Here is a 22,569-nt window from a genome sequence, read left to right as displayed (position 1 = left end):
TATGTTAGAATTAAAACAAATTTCGAAACGGTTTGGGGATAAGCAGATTTTATCAGATTTCAATCTTCTCGTTCCTGAAAAACAAATTGTCGCCATTGTTGGTCCTTCTGGGGGAGGAAAGACCACCTTGCTTCGCATGTTAGCTGGTCTTGAAACCATTGATTCTGGTCAGATCGTCTATAATGGTGAAAATTTGCCTCTAGATGCCTTAGAAAAACGAAATCTTCTCGGTTTTGTCTTCCAGGACTTTCAATTATTTCCACATTTATCGGTCATGGAAAACCTTATCTTGTCCCCTATAAAGACCATGAATGTGACCAAGGAAGAAGCGAGTAAAAAAGCCATGAGCTTACTGGAGCGTTTGGGACTCGAACAACATGCGGATGCTTATCCCTTCTCTCTATCTGGTGGTCAGAAGCAACGGGTGGCACTGGCTCGTGCTATGATGATCGATCCAGAAATTATTGGCTATGATGAGCCGACTTCGGCCTTAGATCCAGAATTGCGATTAGAAGTTGAGAAGTTAATCTTGCAAAACCGTGAACTGGGGATGACTCAGATCGTTGTTACCCATGATATCCCATTTGCAGAAGGAATTGCGGATGTTCTTCTCAAGGTTGAGCCTAAATAGGAGGAGACTATGAAACGAGTAATACCATGGCTGCTAGGTGTCCTTAGTCTCGCTCTTCTGACTGCCTGTGGACAGACAGTGAGTGATCCTAAAGTGGACAACTGGCAAAAATACCAAAAAGAGCAGTCCATCACGATTGGTTTTGATAATACTTTCGTTCCCATGGGCTTTGAGCAAAAAGATGGGAGCTACGCTGGTTTTGATATTGATTTGGCTAATCAAGTCTTTGAATCTTATGGGATTCATGTCAACTGGCAACCCATTGATTGGGATATGAAAGAGACGGAACTGAAAAATGGTACCATTGATGCCATCTGGAATGGCTATTCGGCAACAGATGAACGCCGGGAAAGTGTTGCTTTTACCAAGCCCTATATGAAAAATGAACAAGTCTTGGTCACTAAGAAAGCCTCTGGGATCCAATCAGTCGATGGGATGAAAGAGAAACGATTAGGTGCCCAGACCGGATCGTCTGGCTATATGGATTTTGAAGCTAATCCTAAAATCTTAAAAAATAAGGTTAAAAATCAAAAGGCTACCCAATACCAGAGTTTCAACGAGGCGCTGATCGATCTTCAGAATGATCGGATCGATGGGCTCCTAATCGACCGTGTCTATGCCAACTATTATTTGCAAACGGAAGGAATTTTAAAAGATTACAATGTCTTTCCTGTAGGTTTTGATACTGAATCCTTTGCGGTAGGGGTGCGCAAGGCGGATAAAACCTTGAAGAAAAAAATTGATGAAGCCTTCGTAAAACTCTATCAAAAGGGCCAGTTCCAAAAGATCTCTAAGAAGTGGTTCGGAACGGATGTAGCAACAGACGATATCAAGTAAAAAAGAGAGGGGGACAGAAATCGGTAATTCGTTAGAATTCGATTTCTTTGTCCCGCCTCCGCACAGTTGAGTAGGGCTGTAAAAGCTGATGAAATCAGCGTAGTAGAGCCCACTCAAGCACTGCGTCTTGCTCGATAATCCAAGACAATTGAGAGGCTAGGACTTTTGTCCCAGCCTCTTTTAGTCGGTTTTATTAGTAATTTGATGGAAAATCTTTTGCCAAGTTTCGTGGCGACGCCAGAGACTGGTATGGATTTGACCGTCTAGTTCATAACGTATGAGTTTGGTTTTTTGACTGATGGACTCCAGTTCAAAGTTTTGGAATTGAACTTGGTCGTTTGCAAGAGCCTCTATTAATTCTGCCTTGTTGTGTTCGTGACCGGTATCGTCAATCAAGGTATAATTATCTGCTAGTAATGTATCAAACTCTTGCTTAGCATAGAGGCGTTTTTCGTAGGTTAAGAGTTTCTTTTCAACGTTTTCGATCAACTCATCCTCTGGAATTGAGCTAGGTTCCACATGGACGTCAATGTCAAAGACACCAAATTCTTCTTTCAGGAGATCCTCGACTTCTTCTGTGATCGCATGGCTTTCATAGACTGAAAGATCGGGATTCATCTCCAAGACGACGTCTAAGTAAATATTACTTCCATAGGTCCGTCCGCGTTGGTATTTCACACGCGCAATCTTAGGGAGTTTTAAAATAGCTTTTTCGTAATCTTCGAGGAGACTATCATCAAAGCCGTCTGAAAGACTAAAGGAAGATTCCATAAAAATATCGTAGGCTGTTTTGAGGATAAAGAAGGTGATGATGATGGCTGCGATCTTATCAACAATTGGATAGTTAAAAGCACTAGCAGCGATCGCGATCGACGTTCCAAGAGATGTGACGACGTCTGAAAGATTGTCTTTTGCGGCTGCTTTTAAGGCTTTGGATTTGGCTCGTTTGGCTAAGCGAAGATTGTAGAAATAAACGCCTAGCATAACAAGGGCTGAAATCACTCCGACACCAGCACCGAGTGGATCAATGCTAACTGTTTCATTGCTGAAGATCTTTTGGAGGGTATCGCGTAAGACATCAAAACCAACATAAAACATAATGATGGAGGTAACTAGACTAGCTAGATCCTCAATTTTCCAGTGACCAAACTTGTGATCGCGGTCAGCAGGTTGGCGAGCGAGACGAATCCCGATGAGCAGGGCAGCATTGCTGATAATATCTGATAAGTTGTTAAATCCATCGGCTACCAAACTAGAGGAGTGAAGCAGATGGCCAGTAGCTAATTTTGCTGAAGAAAGTAGTAAATAGGCTAAAATACTGATGATGGCACCACGTTCGGCCAGTTTTAAGTTACTGTATGGTTTTTCCAAAATTTCCTCCTACAACCTCGGATATGAACCTGTTTTCTTTAAGCTACTATTATATCGTTTTTGGAAGGGAAATTCAAATGAGTCCTTTTTTAAAAGAAGCTAGGCAGGTTTTGTGGTATAATAGAACGATTGAATGAATGAGGAGTATGAGATGAATCCTTTATTGAATGGTATGAATGATCGCCAAGCAGAGGCGGTCCAAACGACAGAAGGTCCCCTCTTGATCATGGCGGGGGCTGGTTCGGGTAAGACACGTGTCTTAACCCACCGCATCGCTTACTTGATCGATGAAAAAATGGTCAATCCTTGGAATATTTTGGCCATTACCTTTACCAATAAAGCCGCTCGGGAGATGAAGGAGCGGGCTTATCAATTGAATCCAGCCACCCAAGACTGCTTGATTGCCACCTTCCACTCCATGTGTGTGCGTATTCTCCGTCGAGATGCGGATCACATTGGCTACAATCGTAACTTTACCATTGTCGATCCAGGAGAACAACGGACCTTGATGAAACGGATCTTGAAGTCCTTGAATTTGGATCCTAAGAAATGGAATGAACGGACCATTTTGGGGACTATTTCCAATGCCAAAAATGACCTGATCGATGAAGTGGCCTATGCTGCCCAGGCGGGAGATATGTATACTCAGATCGTCGCCAAGTGTTATGAGGCTTACCAAAAAGAACTCCGTCAGTCGGAAGCAGTGGACTTTGATGATTTGATTATGCTGACCTTGCGTCTTTTTGATCAGCATCCAGATGTGCTGACCTATTACCAGCAGAAGTTCCAATACATCCACGTAGACGAGTATCAAGATACCAACCATGCACAATACCAGTTGGTCAAACTCTTGGCTTCACGCTTTAAAAATATCTGTGTCGTTGGGGATGCGGACCAGTCTATTTATGGCTGGCGGGGAGCAGATATGCAGAATATCCTGGACTTTGAGAAGGATTATCCTGATGCCAAGGTCGTTTTGTTGGAGGAAAATTATCGTTCCACTAAAACCATCCTGCAAGCAGCCAACGACGTCATCAAAAACAATCGCCACCGCCGTCCGAAGAATCTCTGGACACAAAATGAAGACGGGGAAGAGATTGTCTATTATCGGGCCAATGACGAGCAGGATGAAGCGGTCTTTGTTGCTAAAACCATTGAAGAGCTTAGTCGTGAAGCTGGCTACAAACACCGTGATTTTGCCGTTCTCTACCGGACCAATGCTCAGTCACGGACCATTGAAGAAGCGCTACTCAAGTCCAACATTCCCTACACCATGGTAGGGGGCACCAAGTTCTACAGCCGGAAGGAAATTCGGGATGTCATTGCTTATCTGAACTTGATTGCCAACCCCAGTGACAATATCAGTTTTGAGCGTATTATCAATGAACCCAAGCGGGGAATCGGGCCAGGTACAGTGGATAAAATTCGCGATTTTGCTCAAATGCAAGAGTCTTCACTCCTGGATGCTTCAGCCAATATCATGCTCTCTGGCATCAAAGGAAAGGCAGCTCAATCCATCTGGGACTTTGCCAATCTCATTCTTGATTTGAGAGAAAGATTGGACCAGCTGACCATTACAGAGTTGGTCGAAGAAGTCCTTGACAAGACAGGTTATATGACAGCCCTAACCAATCAGGGAAATTTGGAAAGTCAGGCCCGCATCGAGAATATCCAAGAGTTCCTATCTGTTACCAAGAATTTTGATGAAAATGGAGAGACAGTCGAATACGAATCAGGTGTGGAAACCTTGAGTCGCTTCTTGAATGATTTGGCTTTGATTGCCGATACAGATGATGGGGCCCAAGAAACTTCAGAAGTCACCTTGATGACCCTTCACGCGGCTAAGGGATTGGAGTTTCCAGTCGTCTTCTTGATTGGGATGGAAGAAAATGTCTTTCCTCTTAGTCGTGCGGCTGAGGATCCAGATGAGTTGGAAGAAGAGCGTCGCTTGGCTTATGTGGGGATCACGCGGGCAGAGAAGGTTCTCTTCTTGACCAATGCTAACTCTCGTTTGCTCTTTGGACGGACCAGCTACAATCGTCCGACGCGTTTTATCAATGAAATCAGCTCGGATTTATTGACCTATCAAGGATTAGCGCGTCCAGTTAATACCAGCTTTAAGGCTTCTTATAGCAATGGAGGCGGAACGACCTTTGGAAAAGGAATGAGCCTGTCACAAGCCCTTCAAGAGCGCAAGAGACAAGCAGCTCCAAGTGCCCTAACGTCATCAAGCCTCCCCTTTGGTAATGGCAACCGTTCTAGCGCCAAAGAGAGCGTCGCTTGGTCCATTGGCGACATTGCCATTCACAAGAAGTGGGGTGAAGGAACCGTGCTTGAAGTATCTGGTAGTGGTAGTACCCAAGAACTCAAGATCAACTTCCCAGAAGTGGGGCTAAAGAAACTCTTAGCCAGTGTCGCGCCAATTGAGAAGAAATAAACTGAAACCAGTAAGCTTAGCTTGCTGGTTTTGTCCTTTTATCAACTTCACTTAGGTGAGGACGGACGGTAGCGACTCCCTTTGGGATTCCATACCTTAGATTTGAGCCTTCCGTCTCAAATCTACCGAGCAGGAGAAACAAATCTGTTTCTCCTTCTTTTCTCACGGCGGGAAGTTTTGATGATCATCGTTCGGCTTTCTCAAATTCTCTCATTTACTCTATTCACTGTCAAAAATTAGGGAAATAGTAGGAGCAAGCCTCGTTTGCTGGTTTTGATTTTACAGGTAGCATGATATAATATAGTAAGAATAGAGAAAGAGGCATGCTATGAACGAAATCAAGTGCCCCAACTGTGGGGAAGTTTTTACGGTCAATGAAAGTCAATACAGCGAACTCTTGTCACAGGTACGGACAGCAGAGTTTGACAAGGAAATTCATGAGCGGATTCGACAAGAGTTGGCATTAGCAGAGCAAAAGGCCCTTAATGAGCAACAAGAGAAGTTAGCCAAGAAGGATCAAGAAATTGCCCAGTTACAAAACCAGATTCAACAGTTTGATACTGAAAAAGAATTGGCCAAAAAAGAGGTGGAGCAAACCGCTAGCCAAAGTCTGCTAGAGAAAGAAAAAGAAGTGCAGGCGCTGGAAAATCAGTTGGCCACCTTGCGCTTGGAGCATGAAAATCAGCTGCAAAAAACACTGTCTGATCTAGAGAAAGAAAGAGATCAGGTCAAAAATCAGCTCCTATTACAAGAAAAAGAAAACGAGCTTTCTCTGACTTCTGTTAAGCAAAACTATGAAGCCCAACTTAAGGCAGCCAATGAACAGGTCGAGTTCTACAAGAATTTTAAGGCCCAGCAGTCGACTAAGGCTATCGGGGAAAGTCTGGAACAGTATGCGGAAAGTGAATTCAACAAGGTTCGCAGTTTTGCCTTCCCAAATGCCTATTTTGAAAAGGACAACAAGGTCTCTGCGCGTGGGTCTAAAGGCGACTTTATTTTCCGCGAGTGCGATGAAAATGGGGTGGAGATTATCTCCATTATGTTCGAGATGAAAAATGAAGCTGACGGGACAGAGAAGAAGCATAAGAATGCGGATTTCTACAAGGAGTTGGACAAGGATCGTCGAGAAAAGAACTGTGAATATGCCGTTTTGGTGACCATGCTTGAAGCAGATAACGACTACTTCAACACAGGGATTGTCGATGTCAGCCACGAGTATGAGAAGATGTATGTGGTCCGTCCTCAGTTCTTTATCCAGATTATTGGGCTCCTGCGCAATGCGGCCCTCAATTCCCTTAAATACAAGCAGGAATTGGCGCTTGTTCGTGAACAAAATATCGACATCACCCACTTTGAAGAAGACCTGGATGCTTTCAAAGTTGCTTTTGCAAAGAACTATAACTCCGCTTCAACCAACTTTGGTAAAGCAATCGATGAAATCGATAAAGCCATTAAGCGTATGGAAGAGGTTAAGAAATTCCTAACCACATCCGAAAACCAACTCCGCCTCGCTAATAACAAATTGGATGATGTTTCCGTTAAAAAATTGACTCGGAAGAATCCAACCATGAAGGCTAAGTTTGATGCCTTGAAGGAAGACTAGGAGGCTCCTATGCAGATACGAAAAGCAACCATAAAAGATACTGAAGCACTACTGTCTCTATACGAAGACTTGGGCTATCCAACGACCGCTTCTAAGCTGGCTCGACGTTTAGAAATGATTCTTTCTCAGCCACATTATGGCTGTCTTCTAGCTGAAAGAAACGGAGAAATTTTAGGTTTCTTAGGTTATGCAAAACTCTTCTTTTTTGAAACAGATGGATCTTACTATCGTATTTTGGCTTTGTCAGTTGCAAAAGAAACAAGACGACAAGGAATTGCTAGTAGGCTAATTGATGAATTGAAAAAACAAGCGGTAAAAGAAGGAGTTAAGGCACTGGCTCTAAATAGTGGATTAACCGCTGAACGAAATGCTGCACATCAGTTTTATCAGGCGGTTGGATTTGAAAAAGTGACTGCCGGCTTTGCCCTGCATTTAAAAACTCAACATGAATAAACATGATAAAATAGGAGAGAAAACGAAGTAATGTCTTCAACAGAAGGGAAAACCTTATATTTTAACGAAAAGAGCATGGACTATGTGACATTTGGAAAAGGTAAACAGCCATTAGTGATCATGCCAGGATTGGGGGATGGGTTACAGACCGTTAAAGGAAAGGCACAGCTCTTTTCTCTCTCGTATCGTCTACTTGCTAAGCGATATAAGATCTATGTTTTTTCTCGAATCAATGAGTTGAGACAGGGCTATACGACGCGGAATATGGCAGCAGATGTAGCAGAAGCAATGGAGACACTAAACCTAGGTACAGCCTATGTCATGGGGATTTCACAAGGTGGAATGATTGCCCAATGGTTGGTGGCGGATTTCCCTGAAAAGGTTCAAAAGCTCATCTTAGCTGTGACCACTGCAAAACCTAGTCAACTTGCTAGAGAACGAATTGAGCATTGGCAAAAACTTAGTCAATCTGGAAATTTTAAGCATCTCATGCTGGATATCGCAAAGCATTCCTACACGCAAAAGAGCTATCAAAAGTGGCGGTTGCTTTATAATATCATGGGTCGCTTGGGGCGAATCAAAGATGAAAATAGAATAGCCATTCAGTCTCAGTCTTGTCTTACTCACGATAGCCTTGAGGTCTTAAAGGAAATTCATTGTCCGACCCTGATCCTTGGTGCCCTTGAAGATGATGTGATTGGTGTGGACGGATCTAAGGAACTAGCAAAAGCGATTTCAGGTTGTCAACTCCTCATTCTTAAGCACTCTGGTCATGCTCTTTATGAAGAAAATAAAGCATTTCAAGAGGCTGTCTGTGAATTCTTAAACTAAAAAACGCTGGAAAAATTTTCCAGCGTTTTTATTCTATTTAAATCGCAAAGAGATCGTTTAGGTTTTCTGCCATGGTTGGGTGGGTAAAGATTTGTTTTGCAATGTAAGTATAAGGGATCTTGTTGTCCATGGCCATGGTGATCTGGTTGATGATTTCGCCTGCAGCTTCTCCAAAGAGTGTCACTCCAAGAATTTCTTTAGTTTCTGGGTTGACCACGGCTTTGAAGGCACCTCGAAGGTCTGCATTGACATGTCCACGAGGCATGGCAGCAACTGGCAATTCTTTAACAGCAACTGGAAGTCCTTTGTCACGTGCTTCTTGCTCGGTCAAGCCGACTTGGGCAAGTGGAGGAGCAATAAAGAGTGTTGTCGCATAATTTCTACGAGTTTCAAGATTGTAGCTACCATCGCCTGTAAGGTAGTTGAAGACAATGCGGAAGTCATCGAGTGACATGTAGGTGAATTGTGGACCACCATTGACATCCCCAACTGCAAAGACACCAGGGACGCTGGTTTCCAAATGACGGTTGACTTGGATCGCTCCACGATCAGTGACTTGGATATCTGTGTTTTCAAGACCAAGTCCAGCTGTGTTTGGCTTCCGTCCTGTTGCGTAGAGAAGGATATCAAACTCGAAGTCTCCCTTATCTGTGACAACCGTTAAGCTGTTTTGGCCATCTTTGATTTCTTGGGTATGAACGCCTTGCAAGAATTGAATACCGTCTTCTTCAAGGTAGCTTTTTGCAAGAGCTGCAATACTTGGCTCGATCCGTGGCAAAAATGTTTCAGAAGCATCCAGCACCGTTACTTGGCTGCCCAAGGTATTGTAGAGATGAGCAAATTCCAATCCGATTGGTCCACCACCAAGGACACCGAGGCGTTTAGGTAGGTTTTCCAAACGTTGAATGCCGGTTGAATCCACGGCAAATTTACTTTCAGCCAAACCTGGGATCGGAAGGACATTTGGCACAGCACCAGTATTAATAATAATGGTTTCAGCTGTCAATTCTTCCTTCTCATCTCCAGCTTGAATTTCGATGACCTTGTTAGAAACGAAACGAGCTGTCGCATCGATGATGTCTACACCGGTTCCAGCAATGGTTGCATAGTTCTTTCCGTTGAGACGAGTGGTGACAGCATTTTTCTCATTCATAGCTTGCTCAAAATCCAAGCCTTTTTCTGCTGCAACAATCAAGGTCTTGGTGGGAATACAAGCAATATTGATGCAAGTACCACCGTACATAGACTTGCTCTTTTCAATCAGAGCGACTTTTTTTCCTTGGCTTGATAATTTCGCTGCGAGTGTTTTACCAGCTTTACCAAATCCAATCACAATAACATCATACATTAACATATGTTACACCTTCTTTCGATTTCTATTGTATCAAACCCATTTTAAAAAGTCTGAAATCTGCTACGGGATTTTTTTGAAGCTCATGAGAAGGGGGAAAGAGGGACAAGAAGTCTCGTTTCATGGTATAATAAAGGGTCGGTGACCCGGATGGTCACACAAGAGTTAGAAAGAGCAAATCAGATGGACGGAATTATCAATATAAAAAAAGAAGCAGGCATGACCTCACATGATGTGGTCTTTAAACTGAGAAAAATCTTAGGAACTAAGAAGATCGGACATGGGGGAACGCTGGATCCAGATGTGGTGGGAGTGCTTCCGATTGCAGTTGGCAAGGCGACCCGGATGGTCGAATTTATGCAAGATGAAGGCAAGGTCTATGAAGGAGAAATCACTTTGGGATTTTCTACCACGACGGAGGATGCCAGTGGGGAAGTCGTAGAGCGGACCCCAGTGGAAGCCCCTTTAGATGCAGTAGAGGTTGATCGCATGATTGCCCAAATGGTGGGAGAAATCGAGCAAGTACCACCTATGTATTCAGCGGTCAAGGTCAATGGACGTAAGCTCTATGAATATGCGCGGGCAGGAGAAGAAGTGGAACGCCCTGTCCGACAGGTAACCATTTATGAATTCACGCGCACCAGTGAGATTAGCTACAAGGAAGGATTAGCCCGTTTTCGCTTCCGGGTTAAATGCAGCAAGGGCACCTATATCCGGACCTTGTCTGTGGATTTGGGTCAAAAACTGGGTTATGCAGCCCATATGTCTCATCTGATCCGAACCAGTGCTGCCGGTTTGTCACTGGATGATGCCCTGACCTTAGAAGAAGTGGCTGAAAAAGTAGCGCAAGGAGATTTGAGCTTCCTTCACCCACTTGAAATTGGCACCGGGGATCTGGAAAAAGTAGAGCTGACAGTAGAAGAGGTCGGTGAAGTCCAAGTGGGACGCTTTATTCCAGTTGAGAGTGACTCCAAAGAGTTAGCTGCTTTTTACCAAGGGAAATTGATAGCCATTCTAGAAAAAAGAGAAGAACTTTACAAACCTCGAAAAGTTTTTCTAACAGAAAGTGTGTTACAATAAATTCATGAATATTCGTACGATTACTACTGCTAACCAGATCCATTTGGAGAATGAGACAGTTTTGGTTCTGGGCTACTTTGATGGCCTGCATCTGGGGCATCAAGAACTCTTTAAAAAGGCGTGTCAGATCGCGGATGAAAAAGGCTTGAAGGTCGCTTTGTTAACCTTCCCTGAATCTCCTAAGTTAGCCTTTGTTCGCTACCAACCAGAATTACTACTCCATTTGCAAAGTCCTGAGGATCGGTTCCAAAAATTAAACGAACTAGGAGTGGATGAGCTCTTCCTCATTGATTTTACGACCGATTTTGCTTCTAAAACAGCGAAAGATTTTGTCGATCAATTTGTCAAAGCCTTGAGAGCCCGAGTTTTAATTGCTGGATTTGATTATAGTTTTGGCTCTGATAAGAAAACTGCCTCTGACTTAGTTGCTTATTTTGATGGTCAAGTGGAAGTCATTTCTCCTGTATTGGATCAGGGGGAAAAGATCAGTTCAACCCGCATTCGTCAAGCTGTCCTAGAAGGACGCGTCCAAGAAGCTGCCCGTCTACTTGGTCACCCTTTATCCAGTCGAGGAATCGTGGTGCACGGGGATGCGCGGGGAAGGACCATTGGTTACCCCACTGCTAATCTAGCACCGATTGATCGGACCTATCTACCATCCGATGGAGTCTATGTGGTTGATGTCGATTTTAAAGGGCAGACCTATCGTGGCATGGCTTCTGTCGGGAAAAATATCACCTTTGATGGGAAAGAGCTTCGTTTCGAAGTCAATCTCTTTGATTTTACTGGAGATATCTACGGTCATACCCTGACCATTCACTGGTTAGATAAGATTCGAGAAATGGTCAAATTCGATGGGATCGATCAACTAGTGGCTCAATTGAAAGAAGATGAAGCAGTTTCACGAAACTGGACCAAGAGAGTGGGACAAAAGTCCTAGCCTCTCAATTGTTTTTGGACTGTCGAGCAAGACGCAGTGGTTTAGTGGGATATACTACGCTGATTTCATCAGCTTTTACAGCCTTACTCAACTGTGCGGAGGTGGGACAACGAAATCGAATACTAACGAATTACCGATTTCTGTCCCACTCTCTTTTTTCGGGCCTCTTCTTGGGAAAAATGAAAGGGATTTCTTTTTTCCACTGAAATTCAGAAAAATCGTCTAGAAATCAAAAAAGCGCTTTTCAAGCACCTATTTTTTTTGTATAATAGAGTCAGATAGTTATATATAAAAAAAGAAGTGAACCACATGATTACATTATTTTTATCACCGAGTTGTACATCATGTCGAAAAGCTCGGGCTTGGTTAAAAAAGCACGATGTTCCATTTAAAGAACACAATATTATGACAAGTCCTTTGAGCAAACAGGAGTTGACAAGTATATTGGCCTTGACCGAAAACGGAACAGACGACATTATTTCAACTCGTTCAAAAATTTTTCAAAAATTGGATGTTGATGTTGAAGATTTATCTATCTCAGCCTTGATCCGTCTGATTGAGGAAAATCCTAGTCTCTTGCGGAGACCGATTATTTTAGATAACAAACGCATGCAGATTGGCTTTAACGAAGATGAAATTCGGGCCTTCTTACCACGGAGTTATCGCAAACAAGAGTTACGCTCTGCCACTCTAAGAGCAGAAATAAACTAAGAAGTATGTCGAATGCAAAAAAATTATAGTTACCCACTGGACTTATCGTGGAGCACTGAAGAGCTTGCTTCAGTGCTTTCTTTTTTCAATAAAGTTGAAGAAGCCTATGAAAGTAAGGTAGAGGCCAAAGAATACATGGAAGCCTACCGCGCTTTTAAGAAGGTCGTACCTAGTATCGGAGAAGAAAAGCGTCTTGGACGGGAGTTCGAAGAAGTGAGCGGTTATTCTCTCTATCGTGCGACCCAGGCTGCAAAGCAAAAAGAGGAAGGATGGTTTTCTCTTGAAGAATAAATTAGAGTTTGCCAAACAAATCGTTTTAGAGGCTGGAGACTACTTGCGTCTTCATCTCCATGATGACTTGATGATCTCAAAAAAGACGGGGCCGACAGATTTAGTAACCCAGATGGACCAACAGGTTCAAAAGGATTTGGTTGAAAAAATTACACATCGCTACCTAGAAGATCGGATTTTTGCGGAAGAAGATGGCCTTCGCTCGCCGATTTCAGAAGGTTCCGTTTGGGTGATTGATCCTATTGATGGGACCAATAATTTTGTGACCCAAAAGGAAGATTTTGCGGTGATGGTGGCCTATTTTGAAGACGGAATTGGTCAGTTTGGCCTGATCTACGATGTGATGCGGGATCACCTTTTTTACGGGGGTGGAGAATTCCCTGTTTATCGAAATGAGGTTGAACTAACCCCCTTTGTGGACCAACCTCTAGAAAACTTTTTGATTGCTTCAAATGTCGGCATGCTTGAGAAAAATGACTGGGGCATGGCCGATCTTGGCATGGATTCTCTTGGAATTCGGGTTTACGGAAGTGCAGGTATTAGTTTTTCAAAAATTCTCTCAGGTGGGATTCTAGCTTATTTTAGCTACATCTGGCCCTGGGATTATGCCGCAGCAGCGATCATGGGCGAACAGTTGGGCTATACCGTTTTAAATCTAAATGGAGATAAACCTAATTACCAGTCAGTGGAACCCATTATGATGGTTCCAAAAGTGAAGTTAACAGAAATTCAAACCTATCTTAAGAAAGGGAGAAGTTAAATGAATTTTCCCAATGGTTTTAAAGAAAAATACCAGCATCTTCTAGGTGAGGATGCTGCTGCTTTTTTTGCGACCTTTGAACAAGAAGCAGTATCGGCCTTTCGGACTAATCCTTTGAAAGAAGCTCAAAAAGCATTTGATGATCCGATTCCCAATACCCCTTGGGGCCATTATGGAAAGGTCTCAGGAAAATCCATTGAGCACGCAACAGGCTTGGTCTATTCGCAAGAACCAGCAGCTCAGATGGTGGCTCAAGTTGCCCAGCCGAAGCCAGGGATGAAGGTCTTAGATTTGGCGGCAGCTCCTGGTGGCAAGACCACCCAGCTCTTGTCTTATTTGGATAATCAGGGACTCTTGGTCTCCAATGAAATCCACAAGGGGCGCTCGAAAATTCTTGTAGAGAATGTCGAACGTTTCGGTGCCCAAAATGTATTGGTAACCAATGAGTCAGCCGATCGCCTGGCAAAAGTTTTCTCAGGCTTTTTTGATCTGATTGTATTAGATGCTCCTTGTTCGGGTGAGGGGATGTTTCGTAAGCAACCAGATGCCATGGACTATTGGTCTGTCGAATATCCTCGAGAGTGTAGTCTTCTTCAAAGAGAAATTCTGGAGGATGCCCTCAAGATGTTGGTCCAAGGTGGTTCCTTGGTTTATTCAACCTGTACCTGGGCTCCAGAGGAAAATGAAGAAATTGTATCCTGGCTTTTGGAAAACTATGATCTGGAGCTGGAAACGATCGAGAAGATCAATGGTATGGCAGAAGGCATTGACTATCCAGAAACCGCGCGTATGTATCCTCATCGCTTTAAAGGGGAGGGCCAATTTGTCGCTAAGTTTCGTTATCTAGGAGAGAATCGGCCTGCTAAAATCCCTTCCAAAAAGGACCAATTATCTGCTGAACAAAAGAAATGGTGGCAGGAATTTGCTAAGAAACATTTGAAGATTACTCTAGAAGGGGTTCTTGAAACCTTTGGTGACGAGCTGTATTTGGTTCCACTTGGTTTACCTGAGTTGCGAAAAGTAAAAATTGCCCGAAATGGCTTGCACCTAGGAACCTTCAAGAAAAATCGATTTGAACCTAGTTTTGCCCTTGGTCTAGCTCTGAAACCGAGTGAAGTCAAAGAGACCGTTTCGATCACGCCTGAGGACTTTGTTCATTATGTGGCGGGAGAGACAGTTCAATTGAAGGAAACGCATCCAAATGGATGGTACCAGGTTCTTGTAGAAGGCAATGGTTTGGGCTTTGCCAAAGTGACCGGGCAAACCCTGAAAAATTTCTATCCAAAGGGGCTTCGTTTTAGGTAAAATGCTGGGCAAAGAACCCGTTCTATGATATAGTGGAAGTACAGTTTTTTTTGAAAAAACTTGTCAAAATCATAAGTGAAATAGTGAAATATCAAGGAGACATGATTTGAAAAAGTCTAAAAAGCTGATCTTAGGACTAGCGACGATCGCATTAGCAGGAAGTTTATCTGCTTGTGCTTCTTGGATCAATCGCGGAGAATCCATCACTGCTGTTGGATCCACTGCCTTGCAACCCTTGGTTGAAGGAGTGGTAGATCGCTACATTGAAGAACATCCTGGTAAGATTGTGAATGTACAAGGAGGAGGTTCTGGTACAGGACTTTCACAAGTTCAATCAGGTGCTGTGGACATCGGAAATAGTGACCTGTTTGCAGAGGAAAAGTCTGGGATCGATGCCTCTAGTCTGGTCGATCATCAGGTAGCCGTAGCAGGGACAGCCATCATTGCCAATAAAAATATCTCGATTGACAATCTGACAACGGAGCAATTGCGAAAGATCTTTACAGGTGAATATACCAACTGGAAGCAGTTGGGTGGTCCAGATCTTGAGATCACGATTGTGAACCGTGCCGTAGGTTCTGGTAGCCGTGCTGTCTTTGATGCCATTATCATGGATGGCAAACAACCCAAGCAGGCCCAAGAGCAAGACTCTAATGGAATGGTGAAAAACATCGTTTCTCAAACTCCAGGAGCCATCTCTTATCTAGCCTTTACCTACTTGGATAGCAGTGTCAAAACCATGAAGCTCAATGGTTATCAACCAACCAAAGCCAATGTCGTCAACAATAACTGGCCCATCTGGTCTTACGAACATATGTATACCAAGGGAAAACCCAATGAGTTGTCTAAAAAATTCATTGACTACATGATGACGGATGAGGTTCAGCAAAAAGTTGTTGGCAAGATGGGCTATATCCCCATCAATGATATGAAAGTCACCCGTGATTTAAAAGGGAATGTGACAAAAAAATAAAAGAATTAGGTAAAAAATGAACGAAGTAGCAAAAAAAATGCTGACGAAATCAAAAAACTCCCGCCTAGAAAAATTTGGGAAGACCATTACCTTTCTATGTATGAGTTTGATTGTTGTCGTCGTTGCCATGATTTTAATTTTTGTGGCCCAAAAAGGTTTATCGACTTTCTTTGTTAATAAAGTCAATATCTTTAGTTTTCTATTTGGGAGCTCTTGGAATCCTGCTGCAAAGGAATTTGGAGCACTACCCATGATTCTTGGTTCCTTTATTGTAACCTTGCTTTCTGCCCTCTTGGCAACGCCGTTTGCCATTGGTGCGGCTGTTTTCATGACAGAAGTCTCCCCCAAAGGAGCTCGTTTCTTGCAACCAGCGATTGAGCTTTTGGTGGGGATTCCTTCCGTTGTTTATGGATTCATTGGTCTTCAAGTGGTCGTACCATTTACGCGTAGTCTCTTTGGAGGGACTGGTTTTGGGATCCTCTCAGGGGTCTTTGTCCTCTTTGTTATGATCCTACCAACTGTTACCTTTATGACGACCGATAGCCTCCGAGCTGTACCCCGTCATTACCGGGAAGCTAGTATGGCCATGGGAGCGACCCGCTGGCAAACCATTTGGCATGTCACGCTCAAGGCAGCCCGCTCTGGAATCTTTACAGCGGTTGTCTTTGGTATGGCGCGTGCCTTCGGGGAAGCTTTAGCCATCCAGATGGTGGTCGGAAACTCTGCTGTCGTGCCAACTTCACTCACGACACCAGCTTCCACCCTCACCTCTATTTTGACCATGGGAATCGGAAATACCGTCATGGGTACGGTCAATAACAATGTTCTTTGGTCACTCGCCTTGGTATTGCTCCTCATGAGTCTTGCCTTTAACAGTGTGATTAAACTGATTACGAAAGAAAGAGGTAAGAAGAACTATGCACGCTAAACGAATGGATAAAATTGCAACAGGATTACTGTATGCTATTTCAGGGATCATCGTTGCGATTCTTGCCTCATTGATCCTGTATATCTTGGTCCGTGGCTTGCCCCATGTATCCTGGCACTTCTTGACTGGGAAATCCTCTTCTTATCAAGCAGGAGGAGGGATCGGAATTCAATTGTATAATTCCTTTTTCCTCTTAGTCATTACCTTGGTGATTTCCTTCCCACTTTCTCTTGGGGCTGGGATTTACCTTTCTGAGTACGCTAAAAAAGGGCGCTTGACCAATTTGGTTCGTACCTGTATTGAGATCTTGTCTTCCTTGCCATCTGTCGTTGTAGGTCTCTTTGGTTACTTGGTCTTTGTTGTCCAGTTCAAATATGGATTTTCGATCATTTCAGGGGCTTTGGCCTTGACCGTCTTTAATCTGCCCCAGATGACCCGCAATATCGAAGATAGCTTGCAGCACGTCCATCATACGCAGCGCGAAGCAGGTTTAGCACTGGGCTTATCTCGTTGGGAAACCGTGATTCATGTCGTGGTACCGGAGGCTCTTCCAAGCATTATTACTGGGGTCGTATTGGCATCAGGACGGATCTTCGGGGAAGCCGCTGCCTTGATCTATACAGCAGGTCAATCGGCTCCAGCTCTTGATTGGTCTAACTGGAACATCTTTAGTGTGACGAGTCCGATTTCGATCTTCCGTCAGGCTGAAACCTTGGCCGTCCATATCTGGAAGGTCAACAGTGAAGGAACCATTCCAGACTCGATCGAAGTCTCAGCTGGTTCTGCCGCTGTTCTTTTGATCTTTATCTTGATCTTTAACTTTGGAGCCCGCAAACTCGGAAGTTACCTCCATAAAAAACTAACATCTGCTTAAAGGAGAAGAAATGTCAAAATACAATTGGGATGAGAGACACATCATTACTTTTCCTGAAGAAAAAGTGGTCCTATCGACTAAAGATTTGCATGTCTATTATGGAACTAACGAGTCCATTAAAGGCGTCGACATGCAGTTTGAAAAGAATAAGATTACAGCCTTGATCGGTCCTTCAGGATCTGGGAAATCAACCTATCTTCGTAGTTTGAACCGGATGAATGATACCATCGATATTGCGCGTGTTACGGGTGAAATTTGGTATGAAGGAATCGATGTCAACCGTCCAGATATCAATGTCTATGAAATGCGCAAGCACATCGGGATGGTTTTCCAACGGCCCAATCCTTTTGCCAAATCAATATACAAAAATATCACCTTCCCGCATGAACGTGCTGGGGTGAAAGACAAGAAGATCTTGGAAGAATTGGTCGAAACTTCTTTGAAACAGGCAGCCCTATGGGATCAGGTCAAGGATGATCTTCACAAATCAGCTCTAACGCTTTCAGGTGGTCAACAGCAACGACTTTGTATCGCGCGGGCTATCTCGGTGAAGCCAGACATTTTGCTCATGGATGAGCCAGCTTCAGCGCTTGATCCGATAGCAACAGCGCAATTAGAAGAAACCATGCTGGAGTTGAAGAAGGATTACACCATTGTCATTGTGACCCACAGCATGCAACAAGCAGCCCGTGCTAGTGATTATACCGGTTTCTTTTATCTGGGAAACCTCATCGAGTACGATAAGACTTCGAATATTTTCCAAAATGCAAAATTGCAATCGACCAACGATTATGTATCGGGTCACTTTGGATAAAGTAAAATGACAACAAAAAGGAAAATAGAATGACAGAACCAATTTTACAAGTCAAGGACTTGTCGGTTTATTACAATAAAAAGGAGGCTTTGAATAGTGTCTCTTTGGACTTTGCTCCTAAGGAGATCACAGCCTTGATTGGTCCTTCAGGATCAGGGAAATCTACCCTTTTAAAAGCCATTAACCGCATGGGGGACCTTAATCATGAGGTCACCACCACAGGGACCGTCCTCTACAACGGTCACAATATCTACGGACCACGGACCGATACGGTCGAATTGCGTAAGGAAATCGGAATGGTCTTCCAACAGCCCAATCCCTTTCCAATGTCCATTTATGATAATGTGACTTATGGCTTGATGATTAATGGTGTCAAGGACAAGGCTGTCTTGGATGAAGCAGTTGAAACCTCTTTGAAACGCGCTTCCATCTGGGATGAAGTCAAGGATCGCCTGCATGATTCAGCTATCGGACTTTCCGGTGGTCAGCAGCAGCGGGTCTGTGTGGCGCGGGTTCTTGCGACTAGTCCAAAGATTATTCTTTTGGATGAACCAACTTCAGCGCTGGACCCGATTTCAGCTGGTAAGATTGAAGAAACCTTATATGGACTAAAAGACCGCTACACCATGCTCTTGGTGACACGCTCCATGCAGCAAGCGAGTCGGATTTCTGATAAAACAGCCTTTTTCTTGGATGGCGATTTGATTGAGTACAATGACACCAATGAAATGTTCTTGAACCCAGCTAAGAAAGAAACAGAAGACTATGTCTCTGGTAAATTTGGATAGGAAGAAAATAAAATGTTACGAGTTCAATTTGAAGAAGATTTAGAGAAGTTGCATAACCAGTTTTATGCAATGGGAAATGAGGTGTTGAGTCAGATCAACCGTACGGTCCGCGCTTTCGTGACCCATGACCGTGAATTGGCCCGCCAAGTTATCGAAGATGATGCGGAGATCAACGACTACGAAGTGAAATTAGAGCGTAAATCCTTTGAGATTATTGCCCTTCAACAGCCCGTTTCACAAGACCTTCGTATCGTGATGACTGTCTTAAAAGCGGTCTCTGACTTAGAGCGGATGGGTGACCACGCAGTATCAATTGCCAAGGCAACGATTCGCATGAAAGGGGAAGTCCGCATCCAATCTGTTGAGGAAGAGATCAGCAAGATGGGCCGTGAAGTCAAAGATTTTGTCGAAGCGACACTAGATGTTTACCTCAAAGGCGATGTGGATTTGGCCTATGAAGTTGCGACACGAGACGAAGTCATCAACCATTACTTCGATAGTATCCAAGAATTAGCAACAGAAGAAATTCGGAAAAATCCTGAGTCCATCGTGACCGGACGGGATTATTTCCAAGTGATCAACTTCTTGGAACGTATCGGAGATTATGCAAAAAATATCTGTGAGTGGGTGGTTTACTTCGAAACAGGTAAAATTATCGAAATGTAAGATCATGGAGTCTTTTCGATCACAGACAGGCATTGTCATGCTTGTCTTTTCTTTTATCTTAACTTTGTGATAAAATAGTTTTATTAGGGCTTTTCATTGGAAAAGCGTAAAACATTTAAAGGAGGAAATTATGCAAGCAGTTGCACATTTTGTAGAAACATTCGTTCCAGAACATTACGAAGTGTTTTTGGATTTAAGTCGTAAAACCAAGACCTTTAGCGGTCGTGTGGTGATCACGGGTCAAGCCAAGGCGGACAAGATCTCGCTTCACCAAAAGGATTTGACCATCGAAACAGTAGAAGTAGCAGGTCAAGCCCGCCCATTTACGGTTGATGATGCTAATGAAGCGGTTTATGTTGAATTGGAAGGCACAGGTCAAGTAACGATTACCTTGACCTATTCTGGTAAGATCACAGACAATATGACAGGAATTTATCCTTCTTACTACACAGTAGATGGTGTGAAGAAGGAAGTAATCTCTACTCAGTTTGAGAGCCATTTTGCGCGTGAAGCCTTCCCAAGTGTGGATGAGCCAGAAGCCAAAGCAACATTTGATCTTTCTTTGAAATTTGACCAAGAAGAAGGTGAAATTGCCCTCTCAAATATGCCTGAAATTGATGTGGAAAACCGCAAAGAAACAGGTATTTGGAAGTTTGATACGACTCCACGTATGTCTTCTTATCTCTTGGCTTTTGCGGCTGGAGACCTTCAAGGAGTGACAGCTAAGACCAAGAATGGAACCCTAGTCGGTGTCTACTCTACCAAAGCTCACCCATTAGAAAATTTGGACTTCTCATTGAATATTGCCGTTCGTGCTATTGATTTTTATGAAGACTACTATGGCGTCAAGTATCCAATCCCTCAATCCCTTCATATCGCCCTTCCAGACTTCTCTTCAGGAGCGATGGAAAACTGGGGCTTGGTAACCTACCGTGAAGTCTACCTTCTAGTAGATGAAAACTCTACGGCCCAAAGCCGTCAAACAGTAGCCTTGGTGGTGGCTCACGAATTGGCTCACCAATGGTTCGGAAACCTCGTGACCATGAAATGGTGGGATGATCTCTGGTTGAATGAAAGCTTTGCCAATATGATGGAATATGTCAGCTTGGATGCCATTGAACCAAGCTGGAATATCTTTGAAGACTTCCAAACAACTGGAGTGCCTGCTGCCTTGAAACGCGATGCTACAGATGGCGTTCAATCCGTCCATGTGGAAGTCAAACACCCTGATGAGATCAACACCCTCTTTGACCCAGCCATCGTTTACGCCAAGGGTAGCCGTCTCATGCACATGCTTCGCCGCTGGTTAGGCGATGACGCCTTCCGTAAAGGGTTGAAGATCTACTTTGAAAAACACCAATACGGCAATACTATCGGTCGTGACCTTTGGGATGCTCTTGGGCAAGCTTCAGGTCGTGATGTCGCAGCCTTTATGGATTCTTGGTTGGAGCAACCAGGATACCCTGTTGTTTCAGCTTCTGTGGAAAACGATACCTTGATCATCTGTCAAGAGCAGTTCTTCATCGGAGAAAGAGAAGAAAAAGGACGCAAGTGGGTTGTTCCGTTAAATAGCAACTGGACGGGTATTCCAGATACCTTGGAAACAGAAGTTTTAGAAATTCCAAACTACAGTGCCTTGAAAGCAGCTAACAGCGGAGCTCTTCGCTTCAATACAGAAAATACAGCTCACTATATCAGTGACTACTGTGGGGAATTGTTGGAAGACATCCTTGCTGATCTTGCTAGCTTGGATAGCACTTCGAAACTACAAGTGGTTCAAGAACGCCGTCTCTTAGCGGAAAGTGGTCAAATTTCTTATGCAAGCCTCTTGCCAGTGATTGAACACTTGACAGAAGAAAGTTCCTACTTGGTTGTTTCAGCTGTTTCGAGCGTCTTAGCTGGAATCAGTCTCTTTGTGGATGAAGGAACTGAAACAGAAGCGGCCTTCCATGAGTTGTTGAAACGCCTGAACCGTTACAACTTTGAACGCTTGGGTCTAGAAGCTAAGCCTGGTGAAACAGAAGAAGACGAAAAAGTTCGTCAACTAATGATTGCTAATATGATCAAGGCCAATGATGAAGCTGCAAAAGCTCAAGCGAGCGCTATCTTTGAAGCGCATGCAGATGATTTGGAAAAACTTCCAGCGGCCATCCGCTTGCAAATCTTGGTCAACCAAATCAAGCACCAGGAAACCAAGGAGCTTAGCCGACAATACCTGGATACTTATGTTAAGACAGTTGATGGAAACTTTAAACGCCAGTTGGCGGCTGCACTTTCTTATACCAAGGATAAGGAAACTTTGGAAGCTCTATTGAAGGAGTGGAAGAACAAGGATGTGGTGAAACCTCAGGACTTGGCTATGAGCTGGTATTACAACTTCTTGCATGATGACTTTACCCAAGGTAGAACCTGGACTTGGGCACGTGAAAACTGGGATTGGATCAAGAAAGCCCTCGGTGGTGATATGAGCTTTGATAAGTTTGTCATCTACCCAGCTAACTGTTTCAAGACCCGTGAACGGTTGAATGAATACAAGGCCTTCTTTGAGCCTCAATTGGATGATATGGCGATCAGCCGTAATATCAAGATGGGAATTAAAGAAATTGCAGCTCGTATTGATCTTATCGAGCGGGAGAAAGCAGCAGTAGAAGCCGCTATCCTTGCGACAAAATAGATTGAAAAAAGATGCTACAGAATTCATTCTGTAGCATCTTAGAATGTAGACAACGTCATCTTTGAAACTTTCCTTAGGTGAGTACGGACGTCAGCGAACTTCTTTGAAGTTCCATGACTTAGTTTTGAGCCCCTTCACTTTTCAATTTTTGGGCTCAGGCTAAAACAGTTCCCCGAACTGTTTTACTCTCAAAACTCCCGAGTGCCTGAAACAATTGTGTTTCAGGCACTTTTCTCACGGCGGAAAGTTTC

Annotated in this window: 21 protein-coding genes; 19 read left to right on the top strand and 2 right to left on the bottom strand. The window is 43.7% G+C overall.

All coding sequences use genetic code 11. The features are described from left to right. The first annotated feature begins 1 nt into the window (after position 1). Both HMPREF2832_RS04765 and HMPREF2832_RS04760 read left to right on the top strand, forming a co-directional pair. On the top strand, positions 2 to 631 hold the full coding sequence (locus tag HMPREF2832_RS04765; RefSeq protein ID WP_049496535.1) for an amino acid ABC transporter ATP-binding protein: 630 nt from the start codon (positions 2 to 4) through the stop codon (positions 629 to 631). A 9-nt stretch (positions 632 to 640) separates the two neighbouring features. After that, positions 641 to 1,468, top strand: coding sequence for an amino acid ABC transporter substrate-binding protein (locus tag HMPREF2832_RS04760; RefSeq protein ID WP_049496532.1), 828 nt, complete (start codon positions 641 to 643; stop codon positions 1,466 to 1,468). A 180-nt stretch (positions 1,469 to 1,648) separates the two neighbouring features. On the opposite strand, the gene HMPREF2832_RS04755 is transcribed toward HMPREF2832_RS04760, so the two are convergent. After that, positions 1,649 to 2,839, bottom strand: a complete 1,191-nt coding sequence (locus HMPREF2832_RS04755; RefSeq protein WP_049496529.1) for a cation diffusion facilitator family transporter — start codon at positions 2,837 to 2,839, stop codon at positions 1,649 to 1,651. 151 nt (positions 2,840 to 2,990) lie between these two features. Between HMPREF2832_RS04755 and pcrA the strand changes: the two genes are divergently transcribed. The 4 genes from pcrA to HMPREF2832_RS04735 all read left to right on the top strand — a co-directional run bounded on the left by pcrA (position 2,991) and on the right by HMPREF2832_RS04735 (position 8,163). Beyond that, a complete protein-coding gene (pcrA, locus tag HMPREF2832_RS04750; protein WP_070505749.1) occupies positions 2,991 to 5,276 on the top strand; it encodes a DNA helicase PcrA in 2,286 nt (761 codons plus the stop codon). Between the two features lie 328 nt (positions 5,277 to 5,604). Further along, positions 5,605 to 6,879, top strand: coding sequence for a DUF2130 domain-containing protein (locus HMPREF2832_RS04745; RefSeq protein WP_049496525.1), 1,275 nt, complete (start codon positions 5,605 to 5,607; stop codon positions 6,877 to 6,879). 9 nt (positions 6,880 to 6,888) lie between these two features. Next, on the top strand, positions 6,889 to 7,332 hold the full coding sequence (locus HMPREF2832_RS04740; RefSeq protein ID WP_049496522.1) for a GNAT family N-acetyltransferase: 444 nt from the start codon (positions 6,889 to 6,891) through the stop codon (positions 7,330 to 7,332). A 30-nt stretch (positions 7,333 to 7,362) separates the two neighbouring features. Next, the gene (locus HMPREF2832_RS04735; protein WP_049496520.1) at positions 7,363 to 8,163 is read left to right on the top strand and encodes an alpha/beta fold hydrolase; all 801 of its coding nucleotides are present in this window, start codon (positions 7,363 to 7,365) and stop codon (positions 8,161 to 8,163) included. A gap of 37 nt (positions 8,164 to 8,200) precedes the next feature. Here HMPREF2832_RS04735 and HMPREF2832_RS04730 read toward each other — a convergent pair whose 3' ends face one another. Further along, complete coding sequence (locus HMPREF2832_RS04730) at positions 8,201 to 9,517, bottom strand: FAD-containing oxidoreductase (RefSeq protein WP_049496517.1); 1,317 nt, start codon at positions 9,515 to 9,517, stop codon at positions 8,201 to 8,203. A 180-nt stretch (positions 9,518 to 9,697) separates the two neighbouring features. Between HMPREF2832_RS04730 and truB the strand changes: the two genes are divergently transcribed. The 13 genes from truB to HMPREF2832_RS04665 all read left to right on the top strand — a co-directional run bounded on the left by truB (position 9,698) and on the right by HMPREF2832_RS04665 (position 22,318). Further along, the gene (truB, locus tag HMPREF2832_RS04725; RefSeq protein ID WP_186823067.1) at positions 9,698 to 10,594 is read left to right on the top strand and encodes a tRNA pseudouridine(55) synthase TruB; all 897 of its coding nucleotides are present in this window, start codon (positions 9,698 to 9,700) and stop codon (positions 10,592 to 10,594) included. 4 nt (positions 10,595 to 10,598) lie between these two features. Then, positions 10,599 to 11,534 carry a bifunctional riboflavin kinase/FAD synthetase gene (locus tag HMPREF2832_RS04720; RefSeq protein ID WP_049496510.1) on the top strand — a complete coding sequence of 312 codons (936 nt, stop codon included), beginning with the start codon at positions 10,599 to 10,601 and terminating at the stop codon, positions 11,532 to 11,534. 309 nt (positions 11,535 to 11,843) lie between these two features. After that, on the top strand, positions 11,844 to 12,245 hold the full coding sequence (locus HMPREF2832_RS04715; RefSeq protein WP_021152971.1) for a Spx/MgsR family RNA polymerase-binding regulatory protein: 402 nt from the start codon (positions 11,844 to 11,846) through the stop codon (positions 12,243 to 12,245). A 12-nt stretch (positions 12,246 to 12,257) separates the two neighbouring features. Then, complete coding sequence (locus HMPREF2832_RS04710; protein ID WP_003003480.1) at positions 12,258 to 12,536, top strand: UPF0223 family protein; 279 nt, start codon at positions 12,258 to 12,260, stop codon at positions 12,534 to 12,536. Continuing rightward, the gene (locus tag HMPREF2832_RS04705) at positions 12,526 to 13,296 is read left to right on the top strand and encodes an inositol monophosphatase family protein (protein ID WP_049496119.1); all 771 of its coding nucleotides are present in this window, start codon (positions 12,526 to 12,528) and stop codon (positions 13,294 to 13,296) included. Before HMPREF2832_RS04710 ends, HMPREF2832_RS04705 begins: the two co-directional genes overlap by 11 nt. Then, positions 13,297 to 14,601 (top strand): RsmF rRNA methyltransferase first C-terminal domain-containing protein, encoded by a 1,305-nt coding sequence (locus HMPREF2832_RS04700; RefSeq protein WP_070505746.1) that lies wholly within the window; start codon positions 13,297 to 13,299, stop codon positions 14,599 to 14,601. It begins immediately after the preceding gene. Positions 14,602 to 14,707: 106 nt separating this feature from the next. Further along, positions 14,708 to 15,574 (top strand): phosphate ABC transporter substrate-binding protein PstS family protein, encoded by an 867-nt coding sequence (locus HMPREF2832_RS04695; protein ID WP_003017442.1) that lies wholly within the window; start codon positions 14,708 to 14,710, stop codon positions 15,572 to 15,574. 16 nt (positions 15,575 to 15,590) lie between these two features. Then, on the top strand, positions 15,591 to 16,502 hold the full coding sequence (gene pstC / locus HMPREF2832_RS04690; RefSeq protein WP_014713132.1) for a phosphate ABC transporter permease subunit PstC: 912 nt from the start codon (positions 15,591 to 15,593) through the stop codon (positions 16,500 to 16,502). Then, a complete protein-coding gene (pstA, locus tag HMPREF2832_RS04685; protein ID WP_049496106.1) occupies positions 16,492 to 17,376 on the top strand; it encodes a phosphate ABC transporter permease PstA in 885 nt (294 codons plus the stop codon). Before pstC ends, pstA begins: the two co-directional genes overlap by 11 nt. A gap of 10 nt (positions 17,377 to 17,386) precedes the next feature. Continuing rightward, on the top strand, positions 17,387 to 18,190 hold the full coding sequence (gene pstB, locus HMPREF2832_RS04680; RefSeq protein WP_070505745.1) for a phosphate ABC transporter ATP-binding protein PstB: 804 nt from the start codon (positions 17,387 to 17,389) through the stop codon (positions 18,188 to 18,190). 29 nt (positions 18,191 to 18,219) lie between these two features. Then, a complete protein-coding gene (pstB, locus tag HMPREF2832_RS04675; protein WP_070505743.1) occupies positions 18,220 to 18,978 on the top strand; it encodes a phosphate ABC transporter ATP-binding protein PstB in 759 nt (252 codons plus the stop codon). A gap of 12 nt (positions 18,979 to 18,990) precedes the next feature. Next, positions 18,991 to 19,644, top strand: a complete 654-nt coding sequence (gene phoU, locus HMPREF2832_RS04670) for a phosphate signaling complex protein PhoU (RefSeq protein WP_021152974.1) — start codon at positions 18,991 to 18,993, stop codon at positions 19,642 to 19,644. A gap of 130 nt (positions 19,645 to 19,774) precedes the next feature. Continuing rightward, positions 19,775 to 22,318 carry a M1 family metallopeptidase gene (locus HMPREF2832_RS04665; protein WP_070505741.1) on the top strand — a complete coding sequence of 848 codons (2,544 nt, stop codon included), beginning with the start codon at positions 19,775 to 19,777 and terminating at the stop codon, positions 22,316 to 22,318. Positions 22,319 to 22,569: the final 251 nt, after the last annotated feature.

Origin of the sequence: Streptococcus sp. HMSC073D05 (assembly GCF_001812015.1) — a bacterium.
Lineage (GTDB): Bacteria > Bacillota > Bacilli > Lactobacillales > Streptococcaceae > Streptococcus > Streptococcus parasanguinis_D.
This window is presented reverse-complemented; position numbering and strand designations above follow the sequence as displayed.

Coding starts and splice junctions, on each gene's coding strand:
- pstC (WP_014713132.1), top strand. CDS start 15,591: ATGAACGAAGTAGCAAAAAAAATGCTGACGAAATCAAAAAACTCCCGC.
- pstB (WP_070505745.1), top strand. CDS start 17,387: ATGTCAAAATACAATTGGGATGAGAGACACATCATTACTTTTCCTGAA.
- HMPREF2832_RS04730 (WP_049496517.1), bottom strand. CDS start 9,517: ATGTTAATGTATGATGTTATTGTGATTGGATTTGGTAAAGCTGGTAAA.
- HMPREF2832_RS04715 (WP_021152971.1), top strand. CDS start 11,844: ATGATTACATTATTTTTATCACCGAGTTGTACATCATGTCGAAAAGCT.
- HMPREF2832_RS04740 (WP_049496522.1), top strand. CDS start 6,889: ATGCAGATACGAAAAGCAACCATAAAAGATACTGAAGCACTACTGTCT.
- HMPREF2832_RS04765 (WP_049496535.1), top strand. CDS start 2: ATGTTAGAATTAAAACAAATTTCGAAACGGTTTGGGGATAAGCAGATT.
- truB (WP_186823067.1), top strand. CDS start 9,698: ATGGACGGAATTATCAATATAAAAAAAGAAGCAGGCATGACCTCACAT.
- pstB (WP_070505743.1), top strand. CDS start 18,220: ATGACAGAACCAATTTTACAAGTCAAGGACTTGTCGGTTTATTACAAT.
- phoU (WP_021152974.1), top strand. CDS start 18,991: ATGTTACGAGTTCAATTTGAAGAAGATTTAGAGAAGTTGCATAACCAG.
- HMPREF2832_RS04710 (WP_003003480.1), top strand. CDS start 12,258: ATGCAAAAAAATTATAGTTACCCACTGGACTTATCGTGGAGCACTGAA.
- HMPREF2832_RS04760 (WP_049496532.1), top strand. CDS start 641: ATGAAACGAGTAATACCATGGCTGCTAGGTGTCCTTAGTCTCGCTCTT.
- HMPREF2832_RS04720 (WP_049496510.1), top strand. CDS start 10,599: ATGAATATTCGTACGATTACTACTGCTAACCAGATCCATTTGGAGAAT.
- HMPREF2832_RS04745 (WP_049496525.1), top strand. CDS start 5,605: ATGAACGAAATCAAGTGCCCCAACTGTGGGGAAGTTTTTACGGTCAAT.
- HMPREF2832_RS04735 (WP_049496520.1), top strand. CDS start 7,363: ATGTCTTCAACAGAAGGGAAAACCTTATATTTTAACGAAAAGAGCATG.
- HMPREF2832_RS04700 (WP_070505746.1), top strand. CDS start 13,297: ATGAATTTTCCCAATGGTTTTAAAGAAAAATACCAGCATCTTCTAGGT.
- HMPREF2832_RS04665 (WP_070505741.1), top strand. CDS start 19,775: ATGCAAGCAGTTGCACATTTTGTAGAAACATTCGTTCCAGAACATTAC.
- pcrA (WP_070505749.1), top strand. CDS start 2,991: ATGAATCCTTTATTGAATGGTATGAATGATCGCCAAGCAGAGGCGGTC.
- pstA (WP_049496106.1), top strand. CDS start 16,492: ATGCACGCTAAACGAATGGATAAAATTGCAACAGGATTACTGTATGCT.